The 23,398-nt window shown below is 48.8% G+C and carries 22 protein-coding genes; 14 read left to right on the top strand and 8 right to left on the bottom strand.

All coding sequences use genetic code 11. The features are described from left to right. Positions 1 to 162 precede the first annotated feature (162 nt). Entirely contained in the window at positions 163 to 2,787 is a 2,625-nt protein-coding gene (gene tssH / locus MKR94_RS06545) for a type VI secretion system ATPase TssH (protein WP_241646203.1), read from the top strand. 489 nt (positions 2,788 to 3,276) lie between these two features. On the opposite strand, the gene MKR94_RS06540 is transcribed toward tssH, so the two are convergent. Further along, positions 3,277 to 4,737 (bottom strand): peptide MFS transporter, encoded by a 1,461-nt coding sequence (locus tag MKR94_RS06540; protein ID WP_241646202.1) that lies wholly within the window; start codon positions 4,735 to 4,737, stop codon positions 3,277 to 3,279. A gap of 168 nt (positions 4,738 to 4,905) precedes the next feature. Here MKR94_RS06540 and MKR94_RS06535 point away from each other — a divergent pair, with 168 nt between their 5' ends. Further along, positions 4,906 to 5,328: a GNAT family N-acetyltransferase gene (locus MKR94_RS06535; protein ID WP_241646201.1), complete on the top strand. Its 423-nt coding sequence runs from the start codon at positions 4,906 to 4,908 to the stop codon at positions 5,326 to 5,328. Here the strand turns inward: MKR94_RS06535 and MKR94_RS06530 are convergent. Continuing rightward, on the bottom strand, positions 5,317 to 5,955 hold the full coding sequence (locus MKR94_RS06530; RefSeq protein ID WP_241646200.1) for a glutathione S-transferase family protein: 639 nt from the start codon (positions 5,953 to 5,955) through the stop codon (positions 5,317 to 5,319). The two genes, MKR94_RS06535 and MKR94_RS06530, sit on opposite strands and share 12 nt — an antisense overlap. Positions 5,956 to 6,035: 80 nt before the next feature. Between MKR94_RS06530 and MKR94_RS06525 the strand changes: the two genes are divergently transcribed. The 6 genes from MKR94_RS06525 to MKR94_RS06500 all read left to right on the top strand — a co-directional run bounded on the left by MKR94_RS06525 (position 6,036) and on the right by MKR94_RS06500 (position 9,699). Continuing rightward, on the top strand, positions 6,036 to 6,308 hold the full coding sequence (locus MKR94_RS06525) for a putative quinol monooxygenase (RefSeq protein WP_241646199.1): 273 nt from the start codon (positions 6,036 to 6,038) through the stop codon (positions 6,306 to 6,308). A 4-nt stretch (positions 6,309 to 6,312) separates the two neighbouring features. Beyond that, positions 6,313 to 6,870 (top strand): isochorismatase family protein, encoded by a 558-nt coding sequence (locus MKR94_RS06520; RefSeq protein ID WP_241646198.1) that lies wholly within the window; start codon positions 6,313 to 6,315, stop codon positions 6,868 to 6,870. Continuing rightward, the gene (locus MKR94_RS06515) at positions 6,851 to 7,162 is read left to right on the top strand and encodes a cupin domain-containing protein (protein ID WP_241646197.1); all 312 of its coding nucleotides are present in this window, start codon (positions 6,851 to 6,853) and stop codon (positions 7,160 to 7,162) included. Before MKR94_RS06520 ends, MKR94_RS06515 begins: the two co-directional genes overlap by 20 nt. Positions 7,163 to 7,498: 336 nt before the next feature. Continuing rightward, complete coding sequence (mdtJ, locus tag MKR94_RS06510; RefSeq protein WP_241646196.1) at positions 7,499 to 7,852, top strand: multidrug/spermidine efflux SMR transporter subunit MdtJ; 354 nt, start codon at positions 7,499 to 7,501, stop codon at positions 7,850 to 7,852. Beyond that, on the top strand, positions 7,849 to 8,184 hold the full coding sequence (gene mdtI, locus MKR94_RS06505; RefSeq protein ID WP_241646195.1) for a multidrug/spermidine efflux SMR transporter subunit MdtI: 336 nt from the start codon (positions 7,849 to 7,851) through the stop codon (positions 8,182 to 8,184). Before mdtJ ends, mdtI begins: the two co-directional genes overlap by 4 nt. A 78-nt stretch (positions 8,185 to 8,262) precedes the next feature. Then, complete coding sequence (locus MKR94_RS06500; RefSeq protein ID WP_241646194.1) at positions 8,263 to 9,699, top strand: MFS transporter; 1,437 nt, start codon at positions 8,263 to 8,265, stop codon at positions 9,697 to 9,699. Positions 9,700 to 9,728: 29 nt separating this feature from the next. On the opposite strand, the gene MKR94_RS06495 is transcribed toward MKR94_RS06500, so the two are convergent. Both MKR94_RS06495 and MKR94_RS06490 read right to left on the bottom strand, forming a co-directional pair. Then, on the bottom strand, positions 9,729 to 10,010 hold the full coding sequence (locus tag MKR94_RS06495) for a YdgH/BhsA/McbA family protein (protein WP_048913693.1): 282 nt from the start codon (positions 10,008 to 10,010) through the stop codon (positions 9,729 to 9,731). Positions 10,011 to 10,193: 183 nt separating this feature from the next. Further along, positions 10,194 to 11,057 carry a helix-turn-helix domain-containing protein gene (locus MKR94_RS06490; protein WP_241646193.1) on the bottom strand — a complete coding sequence of 288 codons (864 nt, stop codon included), beginning with the start codon at positions 11,055 to 11,057 and terminating at the stop codon, positions 10,194 to 10,196. A gap of 178 nt (positions 11,058 to 11,235) precedes the next feature. Between MKR94_RS06490 and MKR94_RS06485 the strand changes: the two genes are divergently transcribed. The 5 genes from MKR94_RS06485 to MKR94_RS06465 all read left to right on the top strand — a co-directional run bounded on the left by MKR94_RS06485 (position 11,236) and on the right by MKR94_RS06465 (position 18,216). After that, complete coding sequence (locus MKR94_RS06485) at positions 11,236 to 12,177, top strand: DMT family transporter (RefSeq protein ID WP_241646192.1); 942 nt, start codon at positions 11,236 to 11,238, stop codon at positions 12,175 to 12,177. 287 nt (positions 12,178 to 12,464) lie between these two features. After that, positions 12,465 to 13,385 carry a 2-hydroxyacid dehydrogenase gene (locus MKR94_RS06480; RefSeq protein ID WP_241646191.1) on the top strand — a complete coding sequence of 307 codons (921 nt, stop codon included), beginning with the start codon at positions 12,465 to 12,467 and terminating at the stop codon, positions 13,383 to 13,385. Between the two features lie 147 nt (positions 13,386 to 13,532). Continuing rightward, positions 13,533 to 15,932 (top strand): membrane-bound PQQ-dependent dehydrogenase, glucose/quinate/shikimate family, encoded by a 2,400-nt coding sequence (locus MKR94_RS06475; protein ID WP_241646190.1) that lies wholly within the window; start codon positions 13,533 to 13,535, stop codon positions 15,930 to 15,932. Between the two features lie 127 nt (positions 15,933 to 16,059). After that, positions 16,060 to 16,935, top strand: coding sequence for an SDR family oxidoreductase (locus MKR94_RS06470; RefSeq protein WP_241646189.1), 876 nt, complete (start codon positions 16,060 to 16,062; stop codon positions 16,933 to 16,935). A 27-nt stretch (positions 16,936 to 16,962) separates the two neighbouring features. Beyond that, complete coding sequence (locus MKR94_RS06465) at positions 16,963 to 18,216, top strand: AGE family epimerase/isomerase (RefSeq protein WP_241646188.1); 1,254 nt, start codon at positions 16,963 to 16,965, stop codon at positions 18,214 to 18,216. A gap of 42 nt (positions 18,217 to 18,258) precedes the next feature. On the opposite strand, the gene MKR94_RS06460 is transcribed toward MKR94_RS06465, so the two are convergent. Beyond that, positions 18,259 to 20,532 carry a heavy metal translocating P-type ATPase gene (locus MKR94_RS06460; RefSeq protein ID WP_241646187.1) on the bottom strand — a complete coding sequence of 758 codons (2,274 nt, stop codon included), beginning with the start codon at positions 20,530 to 20,532 and terminating at the stop codon, positions 18,259 to 18,261. A 137-nt stretch (positions 20,533 to 20,669) separates the two neighbouring features. Between MKR94_RS06460 and MKR94_RS06455 the strand changes: the two genes are divergently transcribed. Beyond that, on the top strand, positions 20,670 to 21,023 hold the full coding sequence (locus tag MKR94_RS06455) for an ArsR/SmtB family transcription factor (protein WP_241646186.1): 354 nt from the start codon (positions 20,670 to 20,672) through the stop codon (positions 21,021 to 21,023). Here MKR94_RS06455 and MKR94_RS06450 read toward each other — a convergent pair. From MKR94_RS06450 to MKR94_RS06440, 3 genes are all read right to left on the bottom strand, one after another. Further along, positions 21,020 to 22,021, bottom strand: coding sequence for a cation diffusion facilitator family transporter (locus tag MKR94_RS06450; protein WP_241646185.1), 1,002 nt, complete (start codon positions 22,019 to 22,021; stop codon positions 21,020 to 21,022). The genes MKR94_RS06455 and MKR94_RS06450 overlap by 4 nt on opposite strands. Positions 22,022 to 22,102: 81 nt before the next feature. After that, positions 22,103 to 22,855: a YoaK family protein gene (locus MKR94_RS06445; protein ID WP_241646184.1), complete on the bottom strand. Its 753-nt coding sequence runs from the start codon at positions 22,853 to 22,855 to the stop codon at positions 22,103 to 22,105. A gap of 63 nt (positions 22,856 to 22,918) precedes the next feature. Beyond that, positions 22,919 to 23,395, bottom strand: a complete 477-nt coding sequence (locus tag MKR94_RS06440) for a SemiSWEET family sugar transporter (protein WP_241646183.1) — start codon at positions 23,393 to 23,395, stop codon at positions 22,919 to 22,921. Between the last annotated feature and the right edge of the window lie 3 nt (positions 23,396 to 23,398).

Genomic DNA, 23,398 nt, shown 5'->3' with positions numbered 1-23,398 from the left:
CGCACCACTCAATAATAGATTTAATTATCATTTTTATTAACGATTTTGTTGCTTTTAATGTGGGGATAAGTGCTGATATTCGCTACTGTTCACCCATATCACCTCCTTGAATCCCCCCTTGTTACCCTAAGTAAGCGATTAATCTTATCAATGGAACTGAATATGTCAGAAATTAGTCGAGCCGTACTTTTCGGCAAACTGGAACCCTTACTCTTTTCCTCGTTAGAGAGCGCGACGGCATTTTGTAAGTTGCGTGGCAATCCTTATGTAGAGCTTGTGCATTGGATACATCAACTGATGCAGCAGCAAGAAGGCGACCTACAATATATCATTCAGCACTTTGCATTAGATGAGGCCGCGCTGACCCGCGATATTATTGCCGCATTGGATGCATTACCACGTGGCGCCAGCTCTGTCTCTGATTTGTCGGAGCATATCGATAGTGCGGTAGAACGGGCCTGGGTGATAGGATCGCTCAAATTTGGCGTGAATCGTTTGCGGACCGGGCATTTACTTATCGGGATCCTAAAAACATGGAATCTCGCCACCGTTCTAAAGGGGATATCGCCTCAATTCACTCGTATTAATCTGGAACTGTTAAGTGAGCAGTTCACGACCCTACTGTCGCAGAGTAAAGAAGCTCAGCAGGCTTCTGTCGGGGTAGAGACTCCGCACGGTGTCCCCACAGCCTCCCAGACCTTGGCTCAGTATGGCCAAGATATGACTCAGCGTGCGCGAGACGGGAAGATTGATCCGGTTGTCGGACGTGATGAAGAGATCCGTCAACTGATCGATATTTTAATGCGACGTCGGCAAAATAATCCGCTACTGACCGGTGAGGCTGGGGTAGGGAAGACTGCAGTAGTGGAAGGCTTTGCACGCCGTATCGCAGCAGGCGAGGTGCCGGAACCTTTACAAAATGTCCAGTTATGGCTGATCGATATCGGCTTATTACAAGCTGGCGCAGGGATGAAGGGGGAGTTCGAGGCACGTTTACAATCGTTGATCAACGAAGTGCATTCCAGTCCAACACCGATCATTCTTTTTATTGATGAGATTCATACCCTCGTTGGCGCAGGGGGGCAGCAAGGTACGGGCGACGCAGCTAATTTGCTTAAACCTGCATTGGCACGAGGCCAGCTGCGGACGATTGGTGCCACCACGTGGGCAGAGTATAAAAAATATATTGAGAAAGATCCCGCCCTGACGCGCCGTTTCCAACCGATTCAAGTCCCTGAACCGGATGAAAATAAAGCGGTTCTGATGCTACGTAGCACGGTATCACCGTTAGAAAAGCACCACCAAGTCCTGCTATTGGATGAAGCGGTCAGCGCAGCGGTAAAACTTTCTCATCGTTATATTCCTGCGCGTCAACTTCCCGATAAAGCGATTGCCTTATTAGATACAGCCTGCGCTCGCGTCGCGGTCAGTCAGAGCGCTCCTCCCGCGCAACTCGACGACTATCGCCAACACATCGCGGCGCTTGAAGTCGAGATCGAGATTGCAAAGCGAGAAGCCCGTGTCGCACTCGGGGATGATCAGCGCGTCGAGCAGCTAGAATGTGCGCGGGTGGCTCAACAAACGGAATATGAAGCCTTAGCGTCACGTTGGCAGCAAGAAAAAGTATTAGTGGGCCAGCTTATCGCACAACGGGCGCAGCTTCACCAAGCCAACCCTGAGGCGCTGCCCGAGATCCGCGAGCAATTACTGGCGACACAGCAACAATTGACCGACCTACAGGGGGAAGATCCCCTACTGTTTACCGCTGTCGATGAAAACGTCGTGGCGGCCGTTGTGTCAGATTGGACCGGTATCCCGTTAGGGCGGATGGTTAAAAATGAAATTGATGCGGTATTAACTCTCGCCGATACCCTCAATCAACGGGTCATTGGCCAACGCCATGGGCTCGATCTGATTGCCAAACGTGTTCGTACTTCACGAGCGCGTCTTGATGATCCGAACAAACCCGTTGGGGTCTTTATGTTGTGCGGGCCATCCGGTGTCGGAAAAACGGAAACCGCCTTGGCCTTAGCGGAATCTCTCTATGGGGGTGAGCAAAATGTTATTACCCTTAATATGAGTGAGTTCCAAGAAGCCCACACCGTATCGACCTTAAAAGGTGCGCCTCCTGGTTATGTTGGATACGGAGAGGGCGGCGTCTTAACCGAAGCGGTTCGCCGACGTCCTTATAGCGTGGTGTTGCTCGATGAAATTGAAAAGGCGCACCCTGATGTCCACGAAATCTTCTTCCAAGTGTTTGATAAAGGTTGGATGGAAGACGGTGAAGGACGACATATTGATTTTCGTAATACGCTGATTATTCTGACCTCAAATGTTGGAACGGACCTCACCAGCGGAATGTGTGCCGATCCGGACCTGTTACCTGATGCAGAGACACTTGCCACCGCTTTACGCGGCCCACTCTTACAGGTCTTCCCGCCTGCATTATTAGGTCGGTTATTGGTGGTGCCTTATTATCCATTGAACGATCAGATGCTCGGCGAGATCGTCCGCTTACAATTAGCCCGTATTCAACGACGTTTACTGGACAATCACCATATCGTGACCGATATCGACGATAGTGTTATCACGCAAATCGTCCAACGTTGTACAGAAGTGGAGTCTGGGGGAAGGATGGTCGATGCGATCCTCACCAATACCTTATTACCCCAAATCAGTCAGAAGTTACTGACTGCAAGCCGCGATGAGCAACAATACCAATCGTTACACCTCAGTGTTGAACAGGGCGAGTTCCGCTGTCAGTTTTTCGCCAGCCATAATGGTTAAGTGAGCCTGAATGCTGCGTTATAAAATATTGTCGCAACGTCATAAAGCTGTTGGTTAAATAAATTATTTGATAGGGTATTTATATCTTATTTTATGATTCGGTCAGGAGATTAAATAGAGTCTTTAGTCATTGAGTATTTGCTGAAGACTCTATTTTCTTATTTTTATATCTCCGATATCTTCGAGTTAAAATATAGTAATAATATCGGCTCCACATATTTTGATATACCTGAATGGCATTTCGCCGGCCCCCCTTTACTTAGCCTGTAACCGATCTGTACGAGCAGTTCGCTAATAGGTTACAGCCACTTTAGTCTAGTGAAGGGCACGTAAATATTATTATTGATCGATATCGATACCTAGCAGCTAAGTTACGATTGGCTATTATCACAGTACTGGGGGAATGTGTTGAACAGCCTGAAATTCTAGGCGCGAAGCTCTAGTGAACCCTTGGTCGACCTAGGGTCGCCAAGGGATGTTCTGAGGTAATTAATTGGCTTGTACTGGCCCAATTAACCGGCGTAATAACGGGATTAAGAGCATCAGCACCACTGCCGTTAATCCCGAGGCGATGGCCAATAAGATAAATAAATGGCTATAGCCGGGATTAGTTAATAGAGGGGTGGAACCCTGTGCAGTCGGCATCGCTTGCGATAAATAACCAGCAAGGATAGAAGCAACACCGGAAATCATCATCCAGGTCCCCATCAACAAGCCTTGGTATTGCTGCGGAGCCAGACGACCAATCATCGCGTAGCCTATCGGCGAGATCAGTAATTCACCGATACTTTGCAGTAAGTAACTCCAAAATATCCATTGAAAATCGACTAAGCCATTAGCACCGGCAAGGCCAATACCGATAGGAAGTACTAACATACCTCCACCCATAAACAGCAGTGAGGCTGCAAATTGACTGGGGATATCAATCGTGATGCCCTGCGCGCGCAGCCGTTTAAACAGTAGGGCAAGCAGCGGGCCCCCTAAGACAATCACCAGCGTATTAATATCTTGTATCCACTGCGGGGCGATATGCCAGCCAAATAGCTGTAAATTAAGATTATTTTCGGCAAACAGCATCAGTCCCATCGGGGCAAGTTGATACAGTGACCAAAAGACCAAAGACCCGAGGGTAAGGATGAGGTAGGCGATCATTCGTGAACGTTCCGCGGCAATTTTATGCCGACCAGTGATAATACAGAGAGCCACAAGAACTAAGGTGCCTAGGCCTAGAACGAAGTAACTACTTACTTCTGAGTGGGTCAGCATCACTTTTACCACGGGAAGCAGCAGTAATAAGATCACACAGCCTATTGCCAAGCGTTGGCGCATCTTCGGTCCTGAAGCTTGACTCAGCGGCGTATTAAGGTCGGCCAAATGACGCCAAAATATGCTAGTGAGCACGATAGCAATAAGATTACCGAGGGTGGCAAATAAAAATAGGGCGTGATAATTCAGGCTTAACTGAAAATAGCCGGCAGCGGTGAAGCCCATAAAAAAGCCCAGATTCATCCCCGCATAATTCCACAGAAAAGCTGATTCGCGACGCGGGTCATTGGGGGTAAACCTTTGGGTCAGCATCATATTTATACACGTAACATTTAGACCACTACCAGTTAAAAAGAGTGCGAGTCCCCAGTAGAGGCCGTCTATCTGCGCGCTTGATAACAGATAACAACCGATGACCTGTAATACCATACCGAGAACAAAGAGATTACGGTTACTCAGAAATCTGCCACCCAGATAGCCGCCGAATAAATGAAGTCCATAATTAAAGGCACCAAAGATCCCCATAATGGCGTTAGCCGAGTATTCGCTGAAGCCTAATTTTTTGGTGGCGTAAAGTACCAGCGAAGAATAGAGTACTGCAAATCCCATGGTGGAAAACATCTGTATGAAGCAAAGAATATTTGCTCCAGCAATGTTATTCTGTTTTTGAAGTGTAACGTCCAACCTAACCCCTTAATGCTAATTTCGTTTTGACCACAAGCTGATTAGGAAAATTGCCAGTTTTTGATCGCGCAAACAACTATTAAAAGAATAAAAAATGCTGTAAATAAGTTATATCAGAGGCTTTAACTGTAATTTTTTATTACCGCCGCCGAAAAGTGAGGATCAACGATGCAATATATTCTGACCCCAACGCTCAATATTACCGACCAGCAAGAGCTATTTGTTGGGTTACGTCGTTACAATCACACATTTCTCCCCCCTCAAGAGGTGGGGCATTTCGGGGTATATTGCCGTGATGCGCAGGGAGTGATGTTAGGGGGACTGAATGCCTCGATTAAAGGCCAGTGGTTATGCATCGATTATTTATGGGTGGATGAGTCAGTAAGGGGGCAGGGAGTGGGTGGGCGGTTATTACAGCAAGCGGAAAGCCACGCGAAACAGTTAGGATGTCAACTAAGCTTAGTCGATACTTTTAGCTTTCAATCCCCTCTATTTTATATAAAAAGTGGTTATCAAACAGTAATGACGCTGGCAGATTTCCCTAAGGTCGGCATGCAACGTCATTACTTACGGAAAGACTTAAACGCGTAGCGATTGATAACTGACCATCACGTGACGTTGATAAGCCGGCCGTTGGGTAAGGCGCTGGTAGTACGCGTCAAGCGCAGGGAGAGGTTGCTGAGCAATCCCCAACTGATAATAGCGGTAGAGAAGGTGGCCTAATTGAATATCGGCTAGGCTAAAATGCTCACCGGCTAAAAAGGGGTATTGGTTTAGCTGTTGGTCGGCGATGGCTAATTTACTCTCAAACCGATCAATCGCTCGCTTAATCGCGGGCAGATCACGCTCGTCAGCGGGGGTACGAACGAGTTGCCAAAAAATAGGTTGCGTAAAGAGTGATACAACACTGACTTTTGCCCATTCTGCCCAGCGATCCACTTCACAGCGAGCAAAAATCTCTTCAGGCCAAAACGTCTCTGGGGCATAACGACTGGCTAAATAGCGCAGGATTGCCCCACTTTCCCATAGCGGAGCATGGTCATTGTCCTGTAACACCGGGATGGTACGATTGGGATTCAGCTGATAGAACGCGTCACTATCCAGTCCGCCGAAGTGGTGGCCGTAATCATAACGTTGATAGTCTAGCCCCAATTCCCCGATACACCACATAACGGCTTGGACATTGGAAGAGGTTTCTCTTCCCCATACTTGCAACATAATAAGCCTCCAGAGCTATAGCCTTTTTACCCATAATCTCTTAACGTAGAAGCTTCATGGCCGGAGGTAAAGGAAAACTGATGATTACATTGAGTGGTTTTTTACGTTGTCGCACACCCGAAGCGTCGCAAACTGTCAGCCACTATCTTCCTGAACACCAGCAGCTGTCGCGCGCTGAGGCAGGATGTTTATCTTTTTCTGTTACCCAAACCGCCGATCCCTTGGTCTGGCGGGTCGACGAATCCTTTACGGACAACACTGCGTTTGCTTTGCACCAGCAACGTGTCGCCGGTTCAGAATGGGGCCGTAAGACCGCCGGTATCGACAGGGATTACAAGATGAGTGAGGGGTAGGACTATGGCTGATGCGCTTTTAATCATTGATATGCAGAAATTTGTCCAACAGCGTATCGATCAAGGTGTCGACACATTTCCTCACCGAGCGATTGAGAATGGGCTATCGATACTCAATGCTTATCGACAGCAGCAGCGCCCGGTTATCCATATCTATCATCACGACCTTGATACTACTGGGACCTTGCATCCTGATCAGGCGGCAGCCATGCCGCTTGAGGGCTTCCAACCGCTACCAAATGAAAAATTTTTTATTAAATACGGCTCTTCTGCTTTGAGTCATACCGGGCTTTATTCACATTTGATGACTGCAGGGATCTCACATCTCACCGTTATTGGGGCGGTGGCAGGCTTTTGTGTCAACTCGACCGTACGGGCGGCGGCTGACTTAGGGTTAAGCGTAACAATTATCGACGATGCGGTGGTCAGTTTTGCCCTCGCGGGAACGCCGTTTACCGCCGAATTATTATGGCAGTCGACCCTAGCCCTTCTTGCTGCGGATTTCGCGGCTCTGAGCAGCCTAACGCAGTGGCGGAGTGAAAATGAAAATAGTGTCGAGTAGTCGCTTTACCGGGGAACGTGCTTGGCAAGCACTTGATATTGCAGATTTTGATGGAACTTCCGTCCGATTACATTGGACCGACCAACCCTATAAATGGCATATCAATGATGGCCAAGAGGTGTTCGTCGTATTGCAGGGCTGTGTTGAGATGTTCTACCGAGAGGCGGGGGAAGAAAAATCGGCGATGCTAGAGGTCGGCGATATCTTTTATGCCAGTGTCGGTACTGAACATGTCGCCCATCCCCGCGGAGAAGCGCGGATTTTAGTAATAGAAAAAGCCGGTTCAGTCTAATTACTGGCTCAGAGCCCTAAAATGGTAGGTAAAGATTCGCAAAGCTGCGGGATTTATCGCCATGGCTGTGCCAGAATTACACTAACACAACTGCCAAGGACAAATTTTTTCCGCAATGATGAGAAGCAACCCCGCGGATAAATTGTAATTTTTATGCGTATGCTGATCCAAAAAGAAGGATTCTTTTGTTCGACTTTTTTATCCCCTTTCTCTAGCTCTGCGAGTGATCAACACTGGCGCTCCGCGCTTTAGTTCCTCTCTTCCTAATCGTTTTGACTCTTATCTCTCACCTACTTGCGGTGCAGAGGCTCTTTACCATGATTTGGAAGAATCACCATGTTTTATTGGATGCTATTATTACTCGCCATTATTTTTGAAGTCACTGGGACGTTATCGATGAAGTGGTCCACGCTCAGTGGGTCCGCCAGTGGCTATTACATTATGTTATTAATGATTGGATGTTCTTATCTCACGTTGTCGATTGCGATAAAAAAAATCGCATTAGGCGTCGCCTATGCCATGTGGGAAGGTGTGGGAATTATTTTAATCACCTTATGTAGCCTATGGCTATTCGATGAATCATTGTCAGCTGGCAAACTCTGCGGTTTAGTACTGTTGATCCTTGGGATCACCTTGATCAAAATTGGGACACGTTCAACCGATCCTAAAGCACAAGGAGTGATGCAATGATCGCCTTCTTACTTGAGTGGCAACATAGCTTATGGTTGTTACTGGCGGTGATCGTCGAAATTATCGCTAACGTTTTACTCAAACTCTCCAATGGCTTTCAGAAAAAAAGCTACGGCATATTGTCACTTATCGCGGTATTGGCCGCTTTCAGTGCGTTGGGACAAGCTGTAAAAGGAATAGACTTAGCGGTGGCATATGCCCTGTGGGGCGGATTGGGGCTTCTGGCGACGATCGCTTTTGGCTGGATCTTATTCGGTCAACGGCTTAACTGGATCGGCGGCATAGGGATCTTGTTGCTACTGCTGGGGATGGCGATCATAAAATTGGCCTAAGATGATTAAAAAAACTTGCCATGACTATAACAATAAAGGAGTCTAGACGTCTAAACATCTATGGTAGTGAGTAATGTTATGACGGATAGCGCTGCACAGCCCTCGTACATCGTACGCAATGCGGCTGATGTTAATCGATTGATTAATACCTCCTCGTTAACGAGTCATCATGCACGAATGATTATTACGATAGCGCTGGGGGGAATTTTTCTTGATGCTTATGACCTTGGGGCACTTGCCTTTGGCGTTAAAGACATCACTCGGCAATTTGCCTTAAGTGCAACGCAGGTTGGTATGGTGGTCTCTGCGATTACTTTTGGTGCAATCATCGGCGCACTACTCGGTGGCTATTTAACCGATAAAATTGGCCGTTACCGAGTCTTCATGGCGGATATGTTCTTTTTTGTCTTTGCGGCAATTTTAGGTGCTCTTGCCCCTAATGCAGAAATTCTCACGCTTAGCCGTTTTATCATGGGGTTAGGTATCGGAATCGATTTACCCGTGGCGATGGCTTTTCTGGCTGAATTCTCTCGCTTAAACGGTCGAGGTAATAAAGCGGCAAAAATAGCGATGTGGTGCCCAACTTGGTATGCCGCCATCTCTGCAGCCTATCTACTGGTTTTAGCGCTATATAGTTTTCTACCAGACAGTCAATCGGCCTATTTATGGCGCTATATTGTAGGATTTGGCGCTCTGCCCGCGTTAGCTATCCTCCTTATCAGAAAAAAATATATGACGGAGTCTCCCATATGGGCGGCACAACAGGGTGATTTAACTACTGCCGTAGCCATTCTGAATAAAACTTATCGTATTCCGGCAACAGTCGGTGAGGCGGGAGTCAGCCCCGTATCGTCGGGCCAAACAGCAAGCCCTTGGATCGCCTATCGCGCGCTTTTTGGTAGCCGGTATGCAAAACGTACAGTACTTAGCAGCATACTCTCATTTGTCTCGCCCTTCGCCTACGCCGCGATCGCTTTTGGCTTACCTATCATTATCTCCACACTTTTTGAGCAATCGTTATTAACCACTATCTTGGTCTCCCTTGTTCTAAATTTCTTTTTTGCTTTTACGGGGGGCATGTTGGCGGTACGTTGGGTTGCTATAATCGGGGCGAGGCCCTTGGCGACGGCGGGTTACCTCTGCCAAATTGTAGCCTTGGTTGGCCTAGCTTGGTTGGGAAAACCGCAAGATAATTTACACGCGCTTTCCTGTTTTGGATTATTGGCTCTGTTTTTGTTCGGGCAAGGGGTAGGGCCTGGCGCGCAATCGATGGTCTATGCATCATTGAGTTATCCAGCCTCGCTACGCGGAGTCGGCGTGGGGCTGAATCAGACAGTGACTCGTATTAGTTCGACGCTTGCACTATTTATTTTTCCGCTTTTAACGCTTTATCTGGGCACACACCTATTTTGGGTGATTGCCTGTGCACCGGCGATAGGGTTGATCGCTTTGCAGTTATTAGGCTGGGAACCTGCTGGTTATGATGTTGATGCGGAAGATTACGCCACTAACTGAAAAGGGGGGAATTATTCCCCCTATCTTACTTATTTATATAAATCGACCACGGCATCGAAGTTTGGACCGTGTTCACGTGCCGCAATGATCACGTAGTACTTGGCACCTTTATCGTCCGCACGTTTAGAGATCTCTTCATGCAAATCGGAAGGCGAAGAGATGCTACCCCCGGTTTCCGCTACTGAGATGGATCCCACTTTGGTTAATTTGAAATGTTTCACTTCTTCTTTTGAGATATTTTGAGCTGCCTGTGCAGCAAAGCAGGTTAAACCAAACAAACCTGCGAAAAGCATCGAACGTGTTATTTTCATTTTTCTTCCTTCTTCTCGATAGAGAAACATGGGCAAGCATCATTGCATCGTTATCTCATTTAACAAGATAAGATGATTCTTTATAATTAAACAACTGTTGTCATAATCGAGATAAAATTAGCATTTTTCGCGAAGTATTTGTGAGTTCAATCACAACAGGGGTTGATCTACGTCAGGAATTTTTCACTGTTGTTGGCGAAAGACTGTTGGCGTTACGCCCGTATCGCGTTTGAATCTTTGGCTTAAATGACTCGCTGAACTAAAACCACATTGATAGGCAATGTCCGTCATGCTGTATTGACTGGTCGCAAGGAGCTGTTTGGCCCGCTGTAAACGACGCTGCATCACATAGTGGTGAGGGGGAATGGACATTGAGGCGCTAAACATCCGCGCAAAGTGGTATTCACTTAACGCCGCCTGTTGCGCTAAGACCGTTAGCGTCAGTGGCTCGGCGAGATGGGCGTCAATATAGTCGCAAATGTTACGAAGCACATAAGGCGATAAGCCACCCGTCACCGTCGGTAGACGCCATGTGACTTGGCTATAATGTTGAATAAGATGGGTTAATAATAGTGAGCTTGCTGAACTGAGTACCAGCTGGTTTGCATTATCCAGCCAATCGTAGCTAAGTAAAAAATGACGATACAGCGCCGTCACCCTGTCATCACGCTGAAAACTGGTTTCTACCAGACTCAATTCCGCTGGGCTACGGTCCCAAATCTGCTCGCCGATATGCCGAAGATGCTGCTGGGTACAATAGAGATGCACAAAGGACAACGGCCCCCGGATATCCCAATGGCTCTCTACGTCTTTAGGCATGATACAAAGTTTATCCGGGCCTCCACCATTCTGCCAACTTCCGTGGCGTTTTTGAAAACTTTGATAACCACCATGCGTATAAAGACTCAGGGTATGGTGATCACTTAACACCTTGATTTGATCGCACTGGTTTGACCAGGAGGCCAGCTGAATACCTGTATTCAGCGCAACTTTCTGATGCAAGGTTGCTCGCTGCTGACTTAGGGTGTCGAACGTTTGATAATGCATGCAACGCTCCAGATAATCAGGGAATAATGCAGTGTATGAATCGATAGGGGGAATTACTAGTCTTTCGCTTCACTGCCTAACAAAAAACCGCAAGAATATATAAATCACCCTCATGCAGATGACAGCATTTTAGCTGCGCTGAGTGCACAGTGGTTCAGATAACTGAGTGAGGATGATGATGAACGGATTATTATATTTATGTGTAGTGGGGATTTGGGGCACAACGTGGTTAGCGATTGCCTTACAGCAAGGTGAGGTTCCTCTCTTGGTCTCGATTTTTTGGCGTTTTGCGCTGGCCGGTGGCCTACTGTTGGTGGTGAGTCGCTGGCGGTTAGGTAAGAATCACTTATCGTGGCGTGATCATGGGTTTTGCTTATTACAGGGGCTATGCGCCTTCAGTCTTAATTTTTTCTGCTTTTACCTTGCCGCAGCACATATTACCACTGGAATAGAGTCGGTGATCTTTTCGATGGCAGTCCTGTTTAATGCCATCAACCAAGCACTTTTTTATCGCACCACGCCGGTAAAGCGGTTTTGGCCCGCCGCAGCGCTGGGAATTATCGGTATTGCCATACTCTTTAGCGATCAATGGCAGGCTAAACAGTTCTCGACATCCTTAGGCTTGGGCATCGCACTAAGCTTATTGGGAACCTATGGTTTCTCACTGGGGAATATGTTGAGTATTCGCCATCAGCGACGGGGCTTAGCAATATTGACGACCAACAGTTGGGCGATGTGTTACGGCGCGGCAGTAGCCGGTGCTGGCGCTTATCTACTCGGCTACTCTTTTGTTTTACCGGCACAGCCTCTTTATCTTGGTGCTTTAGGGTATCTTGCGCTATTTGGCTCAGTAATCGGCTTTGGTGCTTATTACTTATTAGTGGGACGAATTGGAGCGGGGCAGGCGGCGTATGCGACGGTACTGTTTCCCTTAGTTGCCTTGGCTATTTCCACCCGCTTCGAAGGATATCAGTGGCATCTGCATGCGGTAGTAGGACTGGGGGTGATTTTACTGGGTAATGTTATTATGTTTTTCCCCCTACATAAGATTAAAAAAAGCCGGCTCCGTTCCCTCTTCGCGTCTGTAACGATAGAAGGGAAACGGAGCGACCTTCCCTGAGTCTTATCTGTTATAAGCAGCTTTAGCTGTTGCAGTAGAAGAGAACGCTCTTCTTGCCCTGGTGAGGCGGATAACCCATAACGTGACAACGCACGTATAGGGCCTCTTACGCAATAATTTTTAATTGGCGATAAAGACTCAGACACGAATTATAGAGATAGCTCGTTAATGCAGCAATATCTGATGCTTACAGGAGATTGATTGATATCAATTCAATTAGACTTTTTTAACAATCGATAAATTATTATAACATTAACAAAACTCTACTGTTGACGGAGGCACACTCTATGTACCCCATTGCTTTTTACAGCCGTCATGCTGAAACGGATTTATGGCTAGCTCCACTCAAGGCGGCATTACCTGAAGCTACCCTTAATGTGTGGCCTGTCCACGATGAACGGGCGACGGTTGCGCTGACTTGGGCGCCGGATCAAGCCTTTATCGATGCCCATCCAAACCTTAAGGTGATTTTTAATATGGGGGCTGGCGTTGATGCTATCTTGTCCCTCAACTTACCCCCCGATATTGCGATTATCCGTGTAAAAGATGGCGGGATGGCCGTGCAATTAGCGGAATACTGCTGTGAGGCAGTGATCCGATTTTATCGCGAGTTTCCGCAGTACGAGCAACAACGCCAGCAACATCGGTGGCAAAACAACTTACTCCATCATCGTGAAGATTATCCGGTTGGCGTGATGGGGCTAGGAGTACTGGGTAAGAAGATCGCTCAATCTTTGCGTCAGTTTGATTACCCGGTGAATGGCTGGAGCCACAGCCGCAAAGCGATCCCTGGAGTAACTTGCTACGACGGGCAGCAGCTTGAAGCTTTTTTACGCGCGTCACGCATACTGATCTGTGTGCTACCTTTGACCGATAAAACGCGAGGGATCCTTAACTTTCGCCATCTCTCTCTGCTTCAAGACGATGGTTACTTGATCAATGTCGCTCGAGGCGGTCATCTGATTGAGCAGGACCTGATTCAGTTAATCCAAACGGGGAAAATACGGGGCGCAACGCTAGATGTAACACAGAATGAACCTTTAAGTGACGAGGACCCTCTGTGGCAAGTGCCGCAAATTCGCATCACCCCCCATATCGCGGGGAAAACCCAAGTCGAGCATGTTTTGGCACAGGTCGTGCCACAAATAACTCGCTGGTTTATGCAGGGGGAAATTGACGGGGCGATCGATTTACATCAGGGATATTAATCAATTTTTGCTCAAAATGGCATTTTTTGAGCGGAAAAACTGTCGTGTCAGCCCTATTATTCACAATTACATAGATAACTTTACACTTGTTTAACCTCACGCTCACACGACAGCTTTTTCACTCACTCTTTTGCACAGGTCATCGCCATGAAAGGTAAATTGATATTACTAAGGGTCGTGTCTGTCTTGCTGCTGCTCACCAGCATCGTCATGATAGCTGGGGGCGGGTACTTACTCTCCCTATCAGGGTCCTGCTACTATTTAATTGCGGGCATTTTCCTGCTGATCAGTACGATTCAGCTTTTTCGCCGTAAGTCTTCCGGCGCAATACTCTTTTTTATCGTCTACATTGCCACTATCCTCTGGACCATTTATGAAAGTGGGGCGGATTATTGGGGATGGGTACCTCGTTTATCCTTACTCACCGTTTATGGTTTCCTCTTAGCCTTAAGCTTACCTGCCTTGCAACGCCAACCTTCGAATAAGTTGAGCTTTGGTTTAGCCGGGATTTTTGTGGTGATCTTTGCCGTCGCCTTTGGCATGGCATTTGTGCCAACGCATGTCTTTCATTCAGGTGAGGCTCTACCTCAGCAACCTTTGGTTAAAACGCCTACCCCTTCGCAGGCGGAACAACCGGATAGTGACTGGACCTATTATGGCCGAGATGCTGATGCCTCACGTTTCTCGCCTTTAAGCCAAATTACCCCTGATAATGTAGGCCAGCTCAAACGCGCCTGGACTTATCGTACCGGTGATCTTCCTGCGCCGGGGCAGGTGAATAAATGGGCGGCTGAAAATACCCCGATCAAGGTTGGCGATGCCGTCTATGTTTGCTCGGCACGCAACAACATCATCAAATTGGATGCCAAAACCGGCAAAAAAATCTGGCAACACAATACTGGCGTAAAATATGAGAGCATTCCTTATACCGCCGCGTGTAAAGGGGTGACCTACTATACCTCGACCCAAACTCCTGTTGGGCAAGCCTGTCACACTCGCCTTATCGTCGGCACTTTGGATGAGCGCCTAGTGGCTGTCGACAGTGAAACGGGACAATCTTGCCAAGGGTTTGGTGATCACGGCCAAACTAATCTACTGAAAGGTTTAGGCTATACCGTTCCGGGTTTCGTTGCCGTGACAGCGCCAGTCCCTATTATTAACGGTACCATCGTTGTTAACCACGAGGTGCTGGATGGACAACGCCGTTGGGCACCTTCTGGGGTGATCCGCGGCTATGATGCAGAAACCGGGCAGTTCAAATGGGCGTGGGATGTGAATAACCCTACGGACCACAAAGAACCGGCAGCGGGGAAAGAATATAGCCGTGGTACGCCTAACTCTTGGGCGACAATGGTAGGAGATAATCGTTTAGGATTAGTCTACGTCCCAACCGGTAACTCTGCCGCCGATTACTACAGTAAACTGCGTTCGGCGAATGAGAACAAGGTCTCTTCATCCATCGTTGCCATCGATGTTAAAACTGGTGACGTCCGTTGGGTCTTCCAGACCGTGCATAAAGATGTGTGGGATTACGACATTGGTTCACAACCTACACTCTTCGATTTCCCAGGGCCTAATGGTTCGACAATCCCAGCGATAATTGTACCGACTAAACGTGGCCAAACTTTTGTATTTAACCGCGAAACGGGCAAGCCTTTGACGCCTGTTGAAGAGAAAGCCGCGCCTGCAGCAGTCGTTAAAGAAGACCCGCGTGCGCCGACACAACCTTGGTCGGTGGGTATGCCACGTCTTGGACTGCCCGACCTGAGCGAGCGTAAAATGTGGGGCTTGACGATGTTTGATCAGTTGGCCTGCCGTATTAAGTTCCGCCAAGCCCGTTACGAAGGTGAATTTACGCCACCGAGCTTGGATAAGCCATGGATTGAATACCCAGGATACAATGGCGGCAGTGACTGGGGCAGTGTCGCCTATAACCCACAAAATGGTGTGTTGATCGCTAACTGGAATAATACACCGATGTATGACCAGTTAATCACCCGTAAAAAAGCCGATAAGTTAGGTCTGCAATCTATCGACTCACCAAAATATAAGCCTGGCGGCGGTGGTGCAGAAGGTAATGGTGCGATGGCTGATACCCCGTATGCGATTCAAGTCTCGCCGTTCTATCTAGATAGCACGCAGATGCTCTGTAACGAACCCCCTTACGGCATGATTACGGCAATCGATATGCATACCCGTAAAGTGTTATGGCAACACCCGTTAGGGAGTGGTGAAAAGAACGGTCCATTTGGTCTTCCTACCCATATGCCCATCAATGTCGGTACGCCTAATAACGGTGGCCCAATCATTACGGCGGGAGGGTTAACCTTTATTGCAGCAACCACGGATAACAAAATTCGTGCCTTCGATAACCGCACCGGTAACGAAGTCTGGAGCGACACCTTACCTGCAGGTGGTCAAGCAACGCCTATGACCTATTCTGCTGGAGGTAAGCAGTATCTGGTGATTATGGCCGGTGGCCACCACTTTATGCGCACGAACGTCGGCGATTATGTCATCGCTTACGCCCTTCCTGATACCCACTAATTGTTACGGATCTGCGGAGCCGTTTACATATTTATAAAAAGTTTTCATCAATTAATTCAGCTAGTGTGATCTTCGTCAACTATAGTTATTAACCTAAACCTATTTTATTTGACAACGGAGCTATCAAATGGTCAAGAACGTTGAAATTCACGCGCAATCACAAAAATTACCCGGTTCTGAAGCAAAATTGTCACCTAAAGCGGAAATGATCCGTGAAGATTACCGGGGTAGCGGCAAGCTGGCCGGAAAGGTAGCGTTAGTCACCGGCGGCGATAGCGGTATCGGCCGTTCCGCCGCCCTTCACTTTGCCCGCGAAGGTGCCGATGTCGCCATTACTTATCTTCCGAATAACGAAGATGAAGCGGCCGATGCACGCTCAATCAAAGCCTTAATCGAGCAAGAAGGGCAACAGTGCGCCATCTATCCAGTCGATTTACGTAAAGCCGAAAATTGCCGTAAATTGATTGCCGACGTGGTTGAAGCTTTCGGTAAATTAAACGTGCTGGTGAACAATGCCGGAACACAATACCCGAATGAAGACCTTACCACATTAAGCGACGAGCAATGGCTCAACACCTTTGACACCAATATTCATAGCATCTTCTTCCTGACTAAAGCAGCGCTACCGCACTTAAAAGAAGATGACAGCATCATCAATACCACTTCCGTGAATGCTTATGTCGGCCCGCAAATGCTGATTGACTACACCGCGACGAAAGGGGCGATTGTCAGCTTTACTCGCGCACTGTCTAACCAAATTGCTGGCAAAGGGATTCGTGTGAATGCTGTGGCCCCAGGTCCGGTTTGGACACCGCTACAACCTGCGACATTAGGTGATTACAACCCAGAACTGTTGGAGAACTTTGGCCATGAAACGCCAATGGGACGCGCAGGGCAGCCGTCTGAACTCGGTCCAATTTATGTCTTCCTTGCAAGCTTAGACTCTTCTTATATCAGCGGCCAAGTGATTCATCCTAATGGTGGTACCATGGTAGGTGGCTGATTTTTAAGTTCTTTATGAGGTGTTGTAATGTTATTTGCGCAATTTAGTCAAAGTTGGCTAAGCCAGGAATATCATCACCACTGGTTAGAAGATCAAGGTCGACAATTACTGGCATTTTATAAGCGCGCCAGATGCGAACGCGGCGGTTTCACTGCCCTCGACGATAAAGGCTATCAGGCGAAAGAGAGTCAACCGGACACCATGCAAACCGCCCGCATGACCCACTGCTTCGCCTTGGCATCACTGCAAGGTGAGCCAGGGGCGGCTGAATTGGCGCAATGGGGGGTGGACTCGTTACTCGGTGTGTTGAAAGATACTCAGTACGGTGGCTGGCTAAGTACCCTACCTGAAAGGGTTGCAGATGAACGTAAAGCCTCTTATATACATGTCTTCGTGACGTTGGCCGGATGTAGCGCCAGTCTCGCGGGTATTCCGCGGGCCGATGAGCTCTATCAGCAAGCGGTCAAAACATTAGAAACCCATTTCTGGATGGCAGACGAAGGGGCTCTATGTGAAAGTTACACCCGAGATTGGCAAGATCGCGAAGCCTACCGTGGTGGTAACAGCAATATGCACTGTACTGAACTGTTCCTGCAGTTGGCAGACTTTACCGGAAACTCCCTCTGGCGTGAGCGTGCGCTAGCGATTGTCGATAAGGTGATTCACCAACATGCTCCGGCCAATCATTATTTCTTAGCTGAACACTTCCACGAAAATTGGCAAGAGTGGCACGACTATAATAAGGATAAACCCACAGACAGCTTCCATCCTTATGGTATAACGCCAGGCCATGCATGTGAATGGGCGAGACTTCTGTTGCATCTAGAGGCCGCATTGCAAGCCGCAGGGGAACCGGTTCCAACGTGGTTGCTTACTGATGCTAAGGGTTTGTTTCACGCTGGCACTAGCCATGGCTGGCATGTTGATGGAACACCCGGTATCGTCTATACCCATGACTGGGAGGGGAAACCGGTCGCCCATAGTCGTGTTCACTGGACGTTAGCAGAAAGCTGTGGCACTGCGGCAAGTCTGCTTAAGCGTACGGGAGAACAGGTTTACGAAGAGTGGTATCGGCGCTTATGGGACTATATCGGCTGCTATATGGTCGATACACATTATGGCAGCTGGTGGCAGGAGTTGGATCAGCAGCAGCATCGCTCCACTGAAATATGGTCAGGTAAACCTGACCTATATCATGCTTGGCAACTCACTCAAATCTCTCGCCTCCCCCTAACCCCCATGATTGGATTATCCATCAAACAGGGGCATCATCTACGCTAAGCCTCAAGCCCTGAACCGTTTTAGGTTTCAGGGCTTTTTTCGTTAATGAATAAACGCAGTCCGTTTTAAGCGTAAGGCATTCCCCAAGACAAAGACGCTGGATAGCGCCATGGCTCCCGCGGCGAGAATGGGGGAAAGCTGGATCCCAAAAGCGGGATAGAGCGCACCGGCAGCGACTGGTATCAAGATTAAGTTATAAATAAAGGCCCAAAATAGATTCTGATGAATATTGGTCATCGTGACTTGCGAAACATGTCGTGCGTTCAGCACATTGGTCAGTGAGTCGGACATCAACACTACATCGGCGGACTCCATCGCGATATCCGTCCCGCTTCCCAACGCAATACCCACTTCAGCTGCCGCTAACGCTGGCGCATCGTTAATCCCGTCACCCACAAAACTGACACCGGTAAAGCGTTGCTGCCAATTTTGAATCGCCTCGACCTTCCCTTGGGGTTTGACCTCGGCAACCACTTCGCTGATACCGAGCTGTTTCGCCACTGCTTGCGCAGTAAGACGGTTATCGCCGGTGACCATCGCCACGGTGATCCCTTGAGCCTGCAGCTGACTGACTACCGTCCGGCTAACCGCTTTAATCGGGTCGGCCACGGCAATTATTCCTGCTAGTTGCTGGCCAATGGCAATATAAAACGGACTCTTCCCTTGCTCTGCGTAATCGGTCGCCAGTGCGTCGAGATCGCTGGAGACGATAGACAGGCTTTGTAGATAACGTTGAGCACCAATATCGACCCGCTTACCCTGTACCCAAGCACTCACCCCCATTCCGCTATGGCTGGTGAAATCTGTTGCCGACAGTCGTTCAAGCTGCTGGGCCTCTGCGGCCTTCACCACTGCACTGGCCAGTGGGTGTTCAGAGTAACGCTCAACCGCGGCGGCATAGGCCAGTAGCTGTTCTGTGCGGTAACCATCAGCCGGTTGGATATCGGTGAGAGCTGGCTGTCCTTCGGTTAAGGTCCCTGTCTTATCGAAAGCGATCAGCGTCGTTTCACGAAGCTGCTGCAAGGCCCTGCCTTGGCGGAATAAGATCCCTTTTTCTGCGGCGCGGCCGGTGGCAACCATGATGGAGGTTGGGGTCGCTAAGCCCATGGCACAGGGGCAGGCAATAATCAGTACGGCGACGGCGTTCACAATGGCAAGACTAATCCCCCCTTGTGGCGCAAAATAGAGCCAGCCAATCAGCGTTAACAGTGCAGCCACGAAGACGACCGGTACAAACCAAAGAGTAACTTTATCAACGACGCCTTGGATGGGCAGTTTCGCGGCTTGAGCTTGCTCGACGGCCTGAACGATCTGTGCCAAGACGGTTTGCTCTCCCGTCGCGGTAACCTTGAAGCGTAAATAGCCTTGTTGATTTAGGGTGCCACCCGTCAAGGTGTCACCGAGACCTTTACGCACGGCGAGCGGTTCACCAGTCACCATTGATTCCTCTACGTGGCTCTCCCCGGTGACGACTTCGCCATCAATGGGGATCTTCTCTCCCGGTCTGACTTCAACGATATCCCCCAGCACCAGACTCTCGGTAGCCACCTCTTCGCTTTGTTCATTGTACCAGCGATGGGCAACATTAGGTTGCAGTTGCAGTAATCGCTGCATCGCTTGTGACGTTTTGCCTTTTGCACGAGCCTCAAGCAAGCGGCCAATAAGCACTAAGCAGACGATCATCGCGGCCGCTTCATAATAAACGTGAACGCTTTGTGCCGGGAGCCATTGCGGGGCAAACGTCGCAAAGAGCGAATAGCCCCATGCCGCAAGCGTTCCTATCGCCACTAAGACATTCATATCAGGCGAACGATGCCATAAGGCTGGCAAGCCTAGACGGTAGAACTGTCGGCCAGGGCCAAGCAGTACTAAGGTGGAGAGTATTGCCTCTGCAACCCAACGTGCGGGTACAGGGAGGTAATGATCCACCCAGATTTGGAGCGTGTAGCTCAGGTGCATCGCCATCTCTACGGCAAAGATAGGCAGCGTAAGCACGATAGCAATGAATACGTTACGTTGTAATGCCTTGATATGGTGCTGCTTTTTTTGTTGTTGTAAGGCTCGGGTCTCGGCGGCATCGACAAAGATTTTTGCGGGATAGCCGGCGGCGGTAATGGCTTGTACTAAGCTTTCCCCATCAACCCCTCCGATAATGGTCGCGCGTTCGGTCGCTAAGTTAACGCTGGCTTGCTCAACGCCGGGTTGAGCGGCTAACACACGCTCTACGCGTCCGACGCAACTTGCACAAGACATTCCCTCAACCGTCAGTTGTAGGGGAGGTTTGGTGTGGCGAGACGTGGATGATTGGCTAGACATAATGAACTCCTCCTGTTCAATTAAGCCTAGCCTACAGCTTCCTGCAAGGGAAAGGTCAAGTGAGGAAAAGCTGGACGCACTTTAGTATCTACGCTGTAATATTGGGTATGAAGAGAGCCCCTGTTAGGGAACAGACTATGCGTACTGATCCATGTAGTGAACCGCACACTACAGAGCACCCACCGTTACCCGTACTCAGTAGCCAAGATATTGCGCGGCTGGCAGACACCTTTAAACTATTAGGTGATCCTTCGCGTTTACGTATTTTGCTTCAGTGCCTGACGCAACCAGCTGCGGTAAACGATATTGCCGAGGCGTTGCAGCTTTCCCAATCTTTGGTGAGCCATCATCTGCGACTATTAAAAGCTGCTCGGCTGGTGATTGGCGAGCGAAGTGCTCGCCATATCTACTACCGGGTCGCTGACAATCATGTAAGCCATGTACTGCGCGATATGGCCATCCACCTAACGGAAGAGCCTGTGCAAGATTAATGTGAGTGAGTAGGGGAATGAGGCGTTTCGCCGCAGTCGTGATGATGGCTTGCCTCACTCAATAAACATTGCGGTGACGAAGGCTCGTCCGCCCAATCAATCGCAATAGTACTGTGCCCAATAGCGAATTTTTCCTGTAAGGCGGTTTCCACCGCACGCACAACCTGTTTCGCCTGAGCATCCTCCGCCGCCCGAATATGCAAGGTGGCCAGTGTATAACCGGTACTTATTTGCCAGACGTGGATATGTGAGACCTCACTGAGTCCGGGGACATGCTCCAATAAATGGGCGCTAATTAAGCTTGGCGCGGCGTCATCAGGGGCACCCTCTAGCAGGATATGTGATGTTTTTCGTATCAGTTTCCATGCCCCACGCAGAATCAATACCGCCACCAGTACTGATAGTATCGGGTCAATCGGCGCCCAACCCGTCAGGCCAATTACGATTGCCGCAACGATTGCCGCAAACGACCCCAGCAGATCGCCCATCACGTGCAAGATAACACCTTTAATATTGACGTTTTCGGTTTCGCCGCGCGTCATGATCCATAGCACCACCAGATTGATAATCAGTCCGGCGCAGGCGACGATAAACATTGGCCAAGGCATCACAGTGGCTGGTGCAGTGAGGCGTTGCCACGCTTCATAAATAATAAAGATGGCTATGAGAAACAGTGTCATGGCGTTAAATAAACTCGCCAAGACTTCGAAGCGGATATAGCCGAAGGTGAGGCGATTATTAGGTTGGCGCTGTCCGAAATAAAAAGCCGCCCGGGCGAGTGCAAGCGCGAAGGCATCGGTCAACATATGGCCCGCATCAGCCATCAGGGCGAGGGACCCGGCGTAGACTCCCCCCACAAACTCGACAATCATAAAGGTAAAAATCAGCACAAAAGAGAGTAGCACTTTCTTTTGGTTGGCTTGATTCACTTTGGGAACATGAGAGTGATCGTGATCATGTTGATGATCGTGACCAGGGTGGTGAGAGTGGGATGACATTGCTGCCTCGCTATGGTTTATAAGTGAACATATGAACACATATTAATATATAGCGGGCAGCAGAGAAAGGGGAATTTCGGCTTAACGTTCTACAGAGCATCCTTGAAATGCTTTGGTGCGTTTGCGGCACAGTACACGGATCAAGGTGAGCAAAGAGACGGCAACTAAGATTGAACCAGCCAGGATAAAGGCGTTCATCCCAAACCACTCGTAACCTAAAATACCGATCAATCCCCCAATAAAGAAAGAAATAAATGAGGTCACATAGACGCTGAGCAGATAGCGGAATTGCTTCATTTGTGCCGGAGGGTGGCGCATGATCGGTTGAAATAATAGATTCGCTAATACGATGCCAGCATCGGTTAAGGTTCCTGTCACGTGGGTGGTACGCACTTTACCTTGCGACAGCTGGGTAGACGTCGCGTTATGCACACCGAGTAGGAAGCTGAGTCCAAAGAGATAGTAGCCATGCTGTAGGTCTTGAGGATACCAGAAGCCCACGACCACCGGAGCAATCAACAGTATCCCTTCAACTAACAGGATATGTGCATAGATGGTGCGTAGATTCACTTTCTTCGCAAATGACACGGCAACGCGTGAGATAAATGCGCCAGAGAGAAAACATGTCAGTAACAGGATCAGCGGGATCATCTCCAGCTTGTCCCACTGCAATAATTCCTGAGAAAGTTGCGTCGCGTTACCGGTCATATTGGAAGGGAACAGACCGAAAGCGCCCAATGCCAATACATTGAGCATCCCAGCACACCCCGCTAACGCAACAGCAAGCTGGCGGTCTTCGTTACCGGTACGGCCAGACTTTTTATCAATAAGCATAATTTACCTTCCCTGTTAAAGTGGGAGCGTGACCAAAAGCAAATTTCTAATAAGGAAGGCACCTTATTGTTCAGTAAGTTCAGTAGAAGACTTACTTTTCTTACTTTTCTTAGCCGCGCGAGCGTTAAGCGTTCGTTGTAGAGGACGAAGACTATGTATTCGTGGCTTTAATACAACACGATGCATTCGACGGATCCGTCGACCTCGCTTAATTAAGCGCGGGCGTTCTAACCATAATTTCAAGCCAATCACGGTAATGGCTAGCAACGCGGTAATACCGTTTGCCATCATTACAGGAATATCGTGGACGCGGAAACCGTAGCCAGTCCAGCAGGCAACGCCGAAGAATAGTGCCGACCACATACCTAACGAGAGGGCTTTGGTTTCTTTATTTTTGACGATATGCAGTACCTGAAGGCAAAACGATCCCGTGGTAACCCAAGCCGCTAACGTCCCCAGCCAGAAAGGCCAGGGAGTCAGAACAGCTATCGATAGCAGCGCCAAGGCGATGGTAATAACAACAATAAGAATATTTTTCATGAT

Source organism: Rosenbergiella metrosideri (genome assembly GCF_022602565.1).
Taxonomy (GTDB): domain Bacteria; phylum Pseudomonadota; class Gammaproteobacteria; order Enterobacterales; family Enterobacteriaceae; genus Rosenbergiella; species Rosenbergiella metrosideri.
The sequence above is the reverse complement of the archived record's forward strand: the minus strand, read 5'-3'. Positions and strand labels throughout refer to the sequence as shown.